Source organism: Chryseobacterium viscerum, from assembly GCF_002899945.2.
GTDB classification, from domain to species: Bacteria; Bacteroidota; Bacteroidia; order Flavobacteriales; family Weeksellaceae; genus Chryseobacterium; species Chryseobacterium viscerum.
Genome location: NZ_PPEG02000002.1, coordinates 110,463 through 123,251, shown reverse-complemented (window position 1 = coordinate 123,251; position 12,789 = coordinate 110,463). Strand labels below are relative to the sequence as shown.

The window sequence follows — 12,789 nt, the reverse complement described above, 5'->3', positions numbered from 1 at the left end:
AATGAAAATTTTCAAGTTTGGTGGAGCATCAGTAAAAGATGCTGAAAGTGTGAAAAACGTGTCTATGGTTCTAAAAAGCCAGGGATTTGCCAAATGCTTGCTGGTAATTTCAGCAATGGGCAAGACGACGAATGAATTGGAAAAAGTTGTAGAACTTTATTTCAAAAAGGATAACTATCAAACCGAGATTGAGAAGATAAAACGAAAACACATTGAGATTGCGGAAGGACTTTTCCCTGAAAATCATGCGGTTTTCGCTGAAATCAATCTCTTTTTTGATGATATTGATTCTTTTTTAAGAAGAAATAAATCTCCTAACTACAGCTTCGTATACGATCAGGTGGTAAGCTGTGGAGAAATGATTTCTACTAAAATATTGAGCGAATACCTGAATGAGATCCAGTTTACCAATCAATGGTTAGATGCCAGAGATTATATTAAAACGGATAATTCATACAGAGAGGGTACCGTAGACTGGACAAGAACTGAAGAATTTATCTCCAATCTTAATCCTGAAATCTGCTATGTAACCCAGGGATTCATAGGTTCCGACGACAACAATTTTACGGTGACGTTAGGAAGAGAGGGATCTGACTACTCTGCGGCTATCTTTGCTTACTGCTTAAATGCTGAAGCAATGACTATCTGGAAAGATGTACCGGGAGTAATGACCGGAGATCCAAGAAAATTCAATGATGTAACTCTTCTTTCTAATATCTCTTATGAAGAGGCTATTGAAATGGCTTATTACGGAGCAAGTGTTATTCACCCGAAAACATTACAGCCCCTACAGCAAAAAAGTATTCCTTTTTACGTAAAATCTTTCGTAGATCCCACTAAAGAAGGAACAAAAGTAGGTGCTTCCGAGAAAAACCAAAACGAAGAATCTTATATTTTAAAAGAAAATCAGGATCTTTTGAAAATCTCTACCAGAGACTTTTCTTTTATTGCAGAAGATCATATGAGCTTAATTTTTGGATATTTATCTAAATATAAGATCAAAGTTTCCCTGATGCAGAATACTGCAATCTCCCTGGCGCTATGCCTTGAAGATAAGTTTAATCAAATTGAAGAACTTGAAGAAGAGCTTCAAAAAATTTTTAAAACCGAAACAATTAAAAATGTATCTTTATTCACAGTAAGAAATGCGAAGATGGATCACATTGATAAATTTTACCATGAAAAAAATGTATTATTGGAACAAATTTCCAAGAATACTCTTCAAATGGTAACACAATAATATTAATTGCGACTAAACACACATGAGTTTAATTTCGAAAAACGATCTGATCAAAGCTTCCGGCTTAAATAAAATTGGGTTTCTAAAGAACCCAGTAGCATCTGCTGTGATGAGCATTGCTAAAATAAACGAAGTAAATAAATTATACGACAAATTAAAAGACAAGGAAGGCAAAGACTTTTTCGACTCATTTGTAAGAGAAAGAAACCTAAGCTATGTAGCTTTTGAAGAAGACTTGGCAAAGATTCCCAAAACGGGACCATTTATACTGGTTTCCAATCATCCGCTGGGTGCTATTGACGGGATTCTGATGTGCAAAGTCTTATCTGAGGTTCGTCCGGATTTTAAGGTGATGGGAAATTTCCTTTTGGAAAAGATCAAACCTATGGAACCGTATGTAATCGCAGTAAACCCTTTTGAAGGTAGAAAAGAAGCTTACAGTAGCTCTTCAGGAATGCGTGAAACTCTCAAGCATTTGCAAAGCGGAGGCTGTGTAGGTATTTTTCCGGCGGGAGAAGTTTCCAACAAAAATAATCCTTACGGAGAAATTTTAGATAAAGAATGGGAAAAAACGGCACTTAAGCTCATAAGAATGGCTAAAGTGCCGGTAGTTCCTATGTATTTCCATGCTAAGAACAGCCGACTTTTTTATCAGGTGGCTAAGCTTCATCCGAATTTGCAGACCCTGATGCTTCCTGCTGAAATGATGAATGATAGAGAAAAACCTATCAGAATCAGAATCGGGCGACAGATCACTGTAAAGGCCATGGACGAAATGGAAACGATTGAGGAATTGGGAGAGTTTCTGAAACGTAAGGTGTACATGATGAAATCTTACTACGAAAAGAGAAAATCCCTTGCTCAAAGCATCAATCTTCAGAATTTATCCGTGAAGTTTCCTTTGTTGAAGGAAGAAAATATCGTTCAGAATATTATTGATGAGACTCCTGTGGAAGATATCATAAAAGATGTTGATAAGCTGAGAGGAACTGATAAAATGTTGTTCAGTAACGGAAATTATGAGATCTACTTCACGACATACGAAGAAATTCCTTCTATTATGAGGGAAATCGGACGTCAGAGAGAGCTTACTTTCCGTGCGGTAGGTGAAGGAAGTAACCTTCCGTTTGACCTTGATGAATATGACAAACATTACCACCACTTATTCCTTTGGGACAATGGTGAGAAAAAACTGGCTGGTGCTTATAGAATGGCACTCGGTAGAGAGGTAATGAAAAAATATGGCATCAAAGGCTTCTATACAAGCTCTTTATTTGAGTTTGAGCAGGACATTCATCCTTTCTTCAAAAAGGTGATTGAAATGGGCCGTGCCTATATCTGCCAGGAGTATCAGCAGAAACCACTTCCTCTTTTCCTTTTATGGAGAGGAATTGTACATGTATGTCTGAGAAATCCTGATCATAAGTTCCTGATGGGTGGTGTGAGTATCTCCAATAAGTTCTCGGAGTTCTCAAAATCTCTGATGATCGAATTTATGCGTTCCAATTATTTTGATTCTGCAGTAGCTCAATATATCACTCCAAGGAATGAATATAAAGTAAAGCTTCGTGACAGGGACAAAAACATTTTCTTTGAGGAAATGGAATCTGACCTTAATAAGCTTGACAAGATTATTGATGACCTTGAACCGGAATTGAGACTTCCTGTTTTGATCAAGAAATACATCAAACAAAATGCTAAAGTAATTGCTTTCAACGTTGACCCTAATTTCAATGATGCCATCGACGGATTGATGTATATCCGAATCAGTGATCTTCCAGAAAACACGATAAAACCAGTATTGGAAGAGATGAGCGAACAGATCAGAAAGGAGCAGGAAAATAATCCAGCTGATAATCAGTAAGTTTTTAATTTTATTCAAAAAAAGTACGATGACTACTTGCTTTGTATACTAAAACTTACTACTTTTGCATCACTTTAAAACAACGAAGTAAGTCAAACAAAAATATAATGGTTTCTTAGCTCAGTTGGTAGAGCAATGGATTGAAAATCCATGTGTCCCTGGTTCGATTCCTGGAGAAACCACTTTAAAACCTCTAATTCATTTTAGAGGTTTTTTTGTTTTTTACAAGCAACACTTTTTCTCATATTTAATGCTTCCACACTAAAATTTGTATACTCAGCAAATTTTCCCACCCCACCCACTGTCAAAGCAGACCTATTCAAAATTTGAACATCTTGACTAGTGGGTTCAAAACAAAATATCGTATTTATATGGAAATTGAAGGGGTTATAACCAACCAATAAAAGAGGCCTATTATTTCAAATATGATTACACAAAATTGTAATTGTGAACAGTGAACAACATCAGTAACGCTTTCCCGGAAAGCGTATAAGTTAAAAATTTTCTCTCTTTAAATTCATTTGAATAGTATCCTTGTAAAAAATCATCTTCCATTGCATTGAATTATTTCTAAAATTGTTAATCTGAACAGGAATTGTATCAGGTTTACTCGGATTCTTTTCGTAAGATATAACCTTAAAATTCTGTTTTTTATCATCGTAATGATATTTCATAAATATTGAAGTACTATCCACATACATAAATGGATTTGGGCAATAATACATTTTTCCTCTTTCTTCAATATAAATTATTTTCCAAGCCAAAGTATCTTGTTGCCATTCATTGTCTTTAACCAATTTTCCATTACGTGACATAGACGTGACTTTCCATTTTCCAAAATATTTTTTTGAAAGGTGAACGTCATAATTATAGTAGATAACAAACAATAAAGGAATTAGAATACATAACACACGAGCGATTGAGCGTGAAAAATTATTACCAATTGATGGTAGTCTATTTTTGTATTGATTAAAGAAGTTTATTATATTAACTTTTTGCTGTAAAAACAGATTAACTAAGCCTAATGTTATTAGGATTGATGTAAATAATGTAATTGGTCCGATATTATAAAAAACATTAATCAAAACAATGTTCAGCATTACAGGTAAAAGTATTGTAATCCCTAATAAGGTTGTGCGTTTGAATAACAAAAGAATACTACCAATGATTTGAAAAAACGCCACAATTACAGCAAGCCCGTAAGAAAATCCATAGTATTTCCAGGTTAACTCCGGACCCGTTAATGCACCTGATAAAGAATCATTTATGTGATATGAATAATTAAAATTAACTTCAAATATTTTTTGAAAGCCAAAATCTAATAGTAGAAATGCAATCCAATAGCGCAACAATGTTGAAAGCCAAGAAATATATTTTATAGAATTAAAAGTTCCATTATTTTCTTTTTTGTGCCAATAAAAAGAAAAACCAATTGAGAATAGTATAGCTAATCCTAATGTGAAAAATCCGGCAGGGAGTATAAACTGTGAAATTTTATAGGGTAAAAGAGGTGAAATTATAAAAAGAGCAGTATTTACAGTACCAACAATTGCTAAAAAAGATAATGAAAATTTCGAAAACCATTTTGTATTATTTATTACTTCGGTTGAGTTCATAGTTTTTTTAATTAATATTTTTCGGTTTTGGTTTATACAAAATGAAGCTTAACATTATTCTTTTCGAAACAAAAAATATAAGAATTTCGTAAAAAAAATACTAAATCCGTATTTCGTTAAACTTGTCGCTAATATAATTATTTATTTATGATCTAGATACTTAATAAAAAATGGTCATGATTAGCTTTGCAAGGGTCTGCAAATAAATCTTTTCGTGATTTAATTTTTTCTGTTTGCGATATCTCAAAAAAAATATAAAAACAATTCTATTTAGCATGAAAAACAAAAAAATTAATCAAAACTATGGGAATTAATTTGTTATTTGACAGGTAAGACTTAATTTAGTACGGCAAACCAATTACAAATATCATTATGAGAGTAAAATTATTAGCCGATACTTTTCTGGGTATCGCTGCTCTTCTTGTTTTTCAATCATGTGCAGAAAACACGATGGCAACAGAGGACACCGCTGCAACACAAAAAAACATCTCCGCTTTAAAGAAAGCAGCCTCCTTCAGTGTGCCGGTTGCCGGGAATTCTTTTTTAACAGTAAAACCTTCGGGAGCCAACGAGGTTATTACTTCAAGTAACTTAGGTAACTGGACGAACTCCAATAGTGTAATCAGCACCTATTTCAGAGTGAGTAATGCGGGAACATTAAACATTGGATTAAAAGCCTCTGTTCCTTCGGGTACAAGTGTTGTAAAAGTAACTGTAGGCAGCACATCCAAGAATGTTACTTTAACGGGATCTACGTATAAGGAGTATACCGTTGGAGATTTTACCGTTTCCACTCCTGGTTATGTAAAAGTTGATCTTCAGGGTGTTTCTAAAACCGGTGGTTATTTTGCAGATGTTACAGATGTTACTTTCGGTGGAGCAGCCTCTACAGGAACTAATGTGTACAGTAATGATCCTTCTTACTATTATTGGGCGCGCAGAGGGCCTTCCTGCCACCTGAATTATACAATTCCAACCACTAGTAATGTTAGCTATTATTACAACGAAGTAACAGTTCCTGCGGGAGAAGATAAGATTGGCTCTTATTTTATGGCCAATGGCTTTAGTGCGGGCTATTTTGGAATGCAGGTGAACTCCGCTACAGAAAGAAGAATTTTATTCTCTGTATGGAGCCCTTTTGATACGGATGATCCCAATAACATTCCTCCTGATCATAAAATTGTTCTGAACAGAGCTGGTTCCGGAGTAACGATCGGAGAATTTGGCAATGAGGGTTCTGGCGGACAAAGCTATTATAAATACAACTGGAGCGCAGGACAAACCTATAAATTCTTATTAAAAGGTGAACCTGATGGAACTGGAAAAACAGATTTTACAGCTTGGTTTTTATCACCGGATGCTACAACATGGAAACTGATCGCCAGCTGGAAGAGACCTCAAACCAGTACTTATCTTAAAAGCTTCTACAGTTTCGTTGAAAATTTTAATCCTGAAAATGGATATCAGGGCAGAAAGGCAGAGTTTAAAAATCAATGGGCAAGAACTTCAGATGGTAACTGGGTATCTATTTCCGGAGCAAAGTTCAGTGTAGATAACACTTATAATGCACAACAAAGAATAGACGCAATGGGAGGAACAATCGGTAATTCTTTCTTTTTGCAAAATGGAGGATTCTTTAATACAACTGTTGCTCCCGGCTCACAGTTTTCCGTTACTGCACCTACGCAGGCTCCGAACATCAATTTCACAACCCTCCCCTAACATTATAATCTAAAAAAAATCGGCCAGTTCCTTATCACAAAATAAGAACTGGCTTTTTTATTATGTACATTTTCAATTTTAATTACATAGTATAACTGCTGTAAACAACGAAATACATGCAATACTCCCATTAACTTGTTAGCTTAGTGAATGGGATAAATTTATCTTTCAGAAGTACAATTTTTTACAGAGACAGCACCGATAAAAATGCTTCAGCTAAAAATACAGGGAACCATACGACTGCCGGGACTGATAGAAAATTCCTTACTGAGTTTCACCCTTAAAAATACATCCGCAATAAACAGTTAAAAATAATTTTCTAAAAAAATAAAAAAAGCAAAGCATATCAAAACACTGATGAACAGAACATTGAATACAAAAACCAGCTCTAACAGCAGATTTATTCAAAAAAATATAACAAAATACTTGCGCGGTATTACAAAATGTTATACTTTTGCATCACTTTAAAACAACGAAGTAATAAACAAAAACATAAATGGTTTCTTAGCTCAGTTGGTAGAGCAATGGATTGAAAATCCATGTGTCCCTGGTTCGATTCCTGGAGAAACCACTTTAAAACCTCTAATTTATTTTAGAGGTTTTTTTGTTATTATATTTCTGGGAATATTCTTAAGAAGCGGAATTTAAAGCAAAGATTTAAAATATCTAAATTAAATTTTGAGGGAGCAAAGCAGGGAATCAACTTCATTGATTCTTTTTAAGCGTAAGCATAATCATAGGGCTTCATAAGCGACTTATCGTTTTCTTAGCACACTTACCAATATGACGATTGAAGATTAACTTTGCGGTTATATAATGATACAGATTCAAATAAGTCTAATCAACTGTTCAACCAGTTCAGGCATTCAGCAATTTGCATTTTACTGATAAAAACTTCAGCATTCACTTCCGGTTCCGGAGAAAGTCTAAGTTCTACTTTCTGACTGGAATGTTTGATAATTTCAGAAACGGCTTCTTTATTAATGATAAACTTACGGTTTATTTTAAAGAAAATATCAGGATTCAACTTCTGAATAATATCTTTGATGGTATCATCGTAAATATAGGTCTGATGATCTTTTGTGGTAAGGAAAAGATATTTCCCCGATGCAAAAAAATAAGCGGTATTATGCTCGTCTATTGACTTAAGCTTATTTCCTTCTCTCACCATAAAACGCTTCATCATCTCATCTTCTGTCTGACGTAATGAAGAAATGGACCTAAGCACAGGCTCAGGGTCAAAATTGTTTCTTATGGAGATGAATTTATGTAAAGCTTTATGCAGATCTTCTTCCTCAAAAGGTTTCAGAAGATAATCGATTGTAAAATGCCTGAAGACTCTCATGGCATATTCGTCAAACGCAGTAATGAAAATAATAGGGGTAAAAAGCTCTACATGTTCGAAAATTTCCAGGCTCATCCCGTCACCAAGATGAATATCCATAAAGATAAGATCGACAGAATTTTTCTCAAAAAAATCAATTGCCTGTTTTTTGGAACGAAGAATAACAGTCTCCGTAACAGGGACTATGCTCTGTGTATCCAAAAGATTTTTCAGATAATTCACAGCCAGCAGCTCATCTTCTATAATGGCAATTTTCATAACGGTGCAAAAGTACAAAAAAACCGCTAAAACAATTAAGTTCAAGCGATTTCCTCTGTATTGAATTTGATATGAAGTCCTATAAATTGGGGTTATTCTTCTTCGCACTCATCGGATATTCAATGGTATATCTCGGATCATTCTGCTGAAGAATATATTCTTTGCCACTTATTGTATGGCTTATTTTTTTCTGATTTGCTCTTCTTAAGTCAAACCATCTTTGTCCTTCCAAAGCAAATTCTCTGAATCTTTCATCCATGATAAAGTTCATGAATGCTGTAGAATCCATTGAAGACACTGTATTTTGTACTGAAGTATACCCGTCCGGAGTATATCTGTTTTTCAACACTTTCAGAAGTGTTTCTTTAGCTTCAGTCAGTTTGTTCAGCTTTAATAATGCTTCAGATTTTATAAAGTACTGCTCTGCTGTTCTGAAGGATACTTTGAATTCTAAGCTTCCTCCTTTAATGACTTTATACTTACTTCCATTTTTTTCAAAATACATGCCAAACCTTTTATCTGCGGTAGTATTGTATGAAGAAATTAATTCCGGAGATGCAAAAGATAAGTTCTTTATAGAGTTATCCCAGGTATTGTCCAACGCCATGATAGATTCCGGGGAAGCATAATGGTTAGGTGGAGTACTTGCTGTATTCAAATTGCTCAAATCTCCTTTTACTGCTAATACCTGATCTGCATAGTTTACCGCTTTATTCCAGTCTCCTTCATAGAGAGCTGTTCTTGCTTCAAAAGCCAGCAATACTGTCTTTGAGAATCTGTAGCTTGTTCCTAATGCCTGCTTCTGCTCCACCATCAGATCTTCTGCTTTTTTAAGGTCTGAATGAACCTGATTGTATACTTCCTGCACGGAAGATGGCTTCAATACCTCCTCAAGATCAATTTCAAGATTGATTGGAACTCCTCTGTCTGTAGAAGCTGTAGCACTGTTGTATGGTTTCCCATATAAATTCACCATATCAAAATACAGGTAAGCACGAAGCGCATATGCTTCTGCTAGAATCTGATTCCTTTCCGGAGAATCCTGCATTGTTTTACTTCCTTCGTTGATAATTTGATTCAGGTAGAAATTCACGTTATAAAAGCTTAACCAAGGAAGCTCCGCAGAGTTAGAGTCATAATTCGAATCCTTCCACATCGCAATTTCACGATAAGAAATAAAATCTACTCCATTGTCATCAATACTTGTCTCATCGGTACGAAGGGCTACCAGCGATTTGTGAACAGGATATTTTGAATAGGCTGATGTAAGTACTTTTCGGTAGTCTTCAGCGGTAACAGGAATAACCTTTCCTTCCGGCTGAATATCTAAAAACCTATCACATCCGATACTGATAAAGCTGATTGCGGCAAGCGCTATGATTGTTGTAATTTTTCTCATTTTTCTCAAGTTTTAAAAAGAAACATTAAATCCTACAGTCACCGACTTGGTGATAGGCTGTGCATAAATATTACCATACGTTTCCGGATCGAAATATCCGCTATATCCATTACTGAATACAAACAGGTTACGCCCTTCAACGCTCAGTCTCAAACTGCTGATCCCCATAGGATTTGTAAACTCTTTAGGAAGTGTATACCCTAAACGGATGCTGCTGATTCTAATATAGCTGATCTCTTTTGCCCATACATCAAGCAGATTGTATGCGCTTGAGCGATTGCTGGCAAACCATTTATTCGCCATCCATCCGTCCGGGTTAGCATCCATATCAGGACTTGTAATTCCCGGAAGCGAGCCTCCTGCTTCATAGATATCTCTTGTATAGTTTCTTCCTCTATCCAGATCCATACCTCGGTAAGAAGGTGTTCTCATTACCGTCTGCTTCAGGTTGAATGTTGCAGAGATGGTAAGGTCAAAATCACTTATCTTAAATGTATTGATAATACCTCCGGTAAACTTCGGATCTCTATCTCCTACATAGGTAAACAGGCTTCTCAGCTCAGCGTTTGAAAGTTTCGTATCTACAAGCTGTCCTGGAAGAAAATCTGCATACACATCATATAATTTGAAGAACTCTGCTGCTGAAATCTTTTGGTCTCCTTTCCAGAATAATGGGTTTCCATGTTCATCCATTCCTGCCGTTTTCAAAGCAAAAACAGCATTCACAGGAAGACCTTCTCTTGAAGGAAGGAAAGAGTTGTCACGAGGCTGCTCGCTTAATACTCTACTCTTGTTATGTGCAAAGTTGATCGTAGTAGTCCATTTGAAATTATCATGATTGATGTTTCTGGTAGATATTGCCAATTCAAAACCTTTGTTGGTCAAGCTTCCCCAGTTCATCATCGTGTATTCAAACCCTGTTTCAAGAGGAGTTTCTCTCATACTGATCATATCTGTTCCTTTTCTGCTGTAAACATCAGCGGTAAGGCTAACACGGTTATTGAACAATCCTAAATCAAGACCAACGTTGGTGTTGGTCGTTTTTTCCCATCTCAATTTATCATTCGGTGGGCTGATCACATTGATGACTCCTTCTTTCATTCCCGGAAGAATCGTTGCATCATTGTATTCACCAATAAAGAATGGCGATGTATTTCTGTCGATATTTCCCTGAAGACCATAAGATGCTCTTAGTCTAAGGTTAGATACCGCAGAAACATTTTTCATGAAGTCTTCCTTCGTTACCAACCATGATCCTGAAAGGGCCCATATTGGAAGGTATTTATATTTTTTATTCACCCCGAACAGGTTCGTTCCATCATATCTCACACTTCCGAAGAATGTATATTTCTGATCGTAGGTGTAAGATGCCGTAGCAAACATAGAAGCATAAGCATTCTCTATAGGAGCTGCCTCACGGTATGTTTCATATCTTTTATCTGCCGCAAAACCTGAATTCGGGAAAACAATTGCCGTAGCTCTTCTGGTCTTTGGATCATACCCAAAAGCTCTTGTAATGGTCGTATTATCCTCTGTTTTACGGATTTCCGTTCCTGCCATCAAATCAATTTCATGTTTTGAGTTGATTTTCGTGCTGTACGCCGCCTGCAATTTCCAGTTGTACTGGAAGAAATCATTATCCCAGTTTTGTTTTACAGCACCAGCTGGTAGAAAGTAATTGTATTTACCGTCTTTGTAATAACGGGTATTTTCTCTCATTTTTCTGGTGAAGTAGGTATTCTCTGCAGCAAATTTCTCTGTTTTATTGGTATCATACTGAAGACCTAACTGAGAGGTAAATCTTAAACTTTTTGAAGCTTTATATTCTAAATCTAAAATCGCTTTCAAAGAGTTGTTTTTCAGTGAATAGTTTGTATTTTCTCTTTCTTCAAGGAAATTGAAAGGAACATAACGATCCTCATAACCATCCATATCTTTATCATAGTTGTAGCTTCCGTCTGCATTGAAAGGTTTCAGATAAGGATTGGCATTTCTTGAGTAATTAACAGGGTTTATTGAAGCATCAGCATCCGTTACAAAAGATGTACGTTCACTCTGCGTTCCAAAAATAGAGATTCCTGCATTTAACTTATCACTTAATTTATAATTGTTTTTTAAAGTCAGGTTGTAACGTTTAAAACCTGTACCGATAGTTGTTCCTTCTTCATCATAGTATCCCAGAGAGAAATAGTAATCTGCACGATCACTTCCTCCTGAAACACTTAATCCATATTGTTTGTTGATGGCATTTCTGTACAACAGTTTGCCCCAGTCTGCATTATTGTTTCTTAAACCGTTAATTTGCTGGCGTGTGAATGAGTTCAACGCATCAAAACCCCCGTTTCTGAAAGCATCAAGCTGACTGTTCTGAGTCAGAATTCTCATCACTTCTCCTTTATCTGCGCGGTAAGTAAGGTCTGCACGCTTAGCAAGCATAAGCTCCAGATCTACTTTTTCAGAAGCGTTCATAAGATTAAGTTTGCCAAAATCAGGACGTGATGTAATGAAAGTATCTGCTGAGAAGTTCAGTTTCAGGCTTCCTTTCTTTCCTTTTTTGGTAGTAATGGAGATTACTCCGTTCGCTGCTCTTGCCCCATAAATCGCTGTTGCTGCTGCATCTTTAAGGATGGTAATATCTTCAATATCGTTAGGGTTCAGCCCTGCAATAGAGAAGTTCTGAAGCTGGTCAATATTATCTTTATCGGTAAAATTCGGAACATCATTTCCTTCTAACGGAAGACCGTCAATTACCCATAGCGGATCCTGAGGACCAGAAAGAGAAGCTGTACCTCTGATTCTGATCTTCGCAGGACTTCCCGGAGCCCCTGTTTCAGGAGTTACTGCCACACCCGCAATCTGCCCTGCCAGCATCTGGTCTACACTGGCAACACCAGCCTGGCTGATATTATCCATTTTTACGGTAGAAACCGCTGAGGTCTGCTTACGTTTTTCAATTTTCTGATATCCGGTGATAATAACTTCCTGGATCTTATTTTTATCGGTAACTTCAGAAGTCAGTCTTATTGTATAATTGGTCTGCCCCTCATTAAGTTGAATCACTCGGGATTCATAGCCCGGGTAGCTTACCAATACAGATTTTGTATCTTCAGGGATTTCCAATATAAATTTTCCGTCCTTATCAGTTACTGTACCTACTGATACACTTTCGATAATTCCTTCCAATTCTGTTTTTGAAGAGACAGATTGAGTCTCTATTTTTATAGATGCACCGGTAATGATATGAGAAGTATTTCCATCTTCTATTTTCCCGGTGATTGTTTTCTTTTGCTGGGCCATTACAATATTAGCAGCCAAAAGAGGTAAAAGTATTAGAGTTTTTTTCAT

The 12,789-nt window shown here is 36.2% G+C and carries 7 protein-coding genes and 2 tRNA genes; 5 read left to right on the top strand and 4 right to left on the bottom strand.

What is annotated here, in order from left to right; genetic code table 11:
- The first annotated feature begins 1 nt into the window (after window position 1).
- From C1634_RS04195 to C1634_RS04185, 3 genes are all read left to right on the top strand, one after another.
- Window positions 2–1,240: an aspartate kinase gene (locus C1634_RS04195; protein WP_103233603.1), complete on the top strand. Its 1,239-nt coding sequence runs from the start codon at window positions 2–4 to the stop codon at window positions 1,238–1,240.
- A gap of 22 nt (window positions 1,241–1,262) precedes the next feature.
- Window positions 1,263–3,104, top strand: a complete 1,842-nt coding sequence (locus tag C1634_RS04190; protein WP_103233602.1) for a lysophospholipid acyltransferase family protein — start codon at window positions 1,263–1,265, stop codon at window positions 3,102–3,104.
- 109 nt (window positions 3,105–3,213) lie between these two features.
- Window positions 3,214–3,286, top strand: a tRNA-Phe gene (locus C1634_RS04185).
- Between the two features lie 312 nt (window positions 3,287–3,598).
- Here C1634_RS04185 and C1634_RS04175 read toward each other — a convergent pair.
- Window positions 3,599–4,720 (bottom strand): hypothetical protein, encoded by a 1,122-nt coding sequence (locus tag C1634_RS04175; protein ID WP_109737936.1) that lies wholly within the window; start codon window positions 4,718–4,720, stop codon window positions 3,599–3,601.
- 372 nt (window positions 4,721–5,092) lie between these two features.
- Between C1634_RS04175 and C1634_RS04170 the strand changes: the two genes are divergently transcribed.
- Together C1634_RS04170 and C1634_RS04165 are read left to right on the top strand one after the other, a co-directional pair.
- Window positions 5,093–6,442, top strand: a complete 1,350-nt coding sequence (locus tag C1634_RS04170) for a DUF3472 domain-containing protein (protein WP_103233599.1) — start codon at window positions 5,093–5,095, stop codon at window positions 6,440–6,442.
- Between the two features lie 498 nt (window positions 6,443–6,940).
- A tRNA-Phe gene (locus C1634_RS04165) sits at window positions 6,941–7,013 on the top strand.
- A gap of 270 nt (window positions 7,014–7,283) precedes the next feature.
- Here the strand turns inward: C1634_RS04165 and C1634_RS04160 are convergent.
- The 3 genes from C1634_RS04160 to C1634_RS04150 form a co-directional block, all read right to left on the bottom strand.
- Window positions 7,284–8,045 carry a LytR/AlgR family response regulator transcription factor gene (locus tag C1634_RS04160; protein ID WP_103233598.1) on the bottom strand — a complete coding sequence of 254 codons (762 nt, stop codon included), beginning with the start codon at window positions 8,043–8,045 and terminating at the stop codon, window positions 7,284–7,286.
- Window positions 8,046–8,124: 79 nt separating this feature from the next.
- The gene (locus C1634_RS04155; RefSeq protein ID WP_103233597.1) at window positions 8,125–9,444 is read right to left on the bottom strand and encodes a RagB/SusD family nutrient uptake outer membrane protein; all 1,320 of its coding nucleotides are present in this window, start codon (window positions 9,442–9,444) and stop codon (window positions 8,125–8,127) included.
- A 12-nt stretch (window positions 9,445–9,456) separates the two neighbouring features.
- Window positions 9,457–12,789 (bottom strand): SusC/RagA family TonB-linked outer membrane protein, encoded by a 3,333-nt coding sequence (locus C1634_RS04150; protein WP_103233596.1) that lies wholly within the window; start codon window positions 12,787–12,789, stop codon window positions 9,457–9,459.

Coding starts and splice junctions, on each gene's coding strand:
- C1634_RS04195 (WP_103233603.1), top strand. CDS start 2: ATGAAAATTTTCAAGTTTGGTGGAGCATCAGTAAAAGATGCTGAAAGT.
- C1634_RS04190 (WP_103233602.1), top strand. CDS start 1,263: ATGAGTTTAATTTCGAAAAACGATCTGATCAAAGCTTCCGGCTTAAAT.
- C1634_RS04175 (WP_109737936.1), bottom strand. CDS start 4,720: ATGAACTCAACCGAAGTAATAAATAATACAAAATGGTTTTCGAAATTT.
- C1634_RS04170 (WP_103233599.1), top strand. CDS start 5,093: ATGAGAGTAAAATTATTAGCCGATACTTTTCTGGGTATCGCTGCTCTT.
- C1634_RS04160 (WP_103233598.1), bottom strand. CDS start 8,045: ATGAAAATTGCCATTATAGAAGATGAGCTGCTGGCTGTGAATTATCTG.
- C1634_RS04155 (WP_103233597.1), bottom strand. CDS start 9,444: ATGAGAAAAATTACAACAATCATAGCGCTTGCCGCAATCAGCTTTATC.
- C1634_RS04150 (WP_103233596.1), bottom strand. CDS start 12,789: ATGAAAAAAACTCTAATACTTTTACCTCTTTTGGCTGCTAATATTGTA.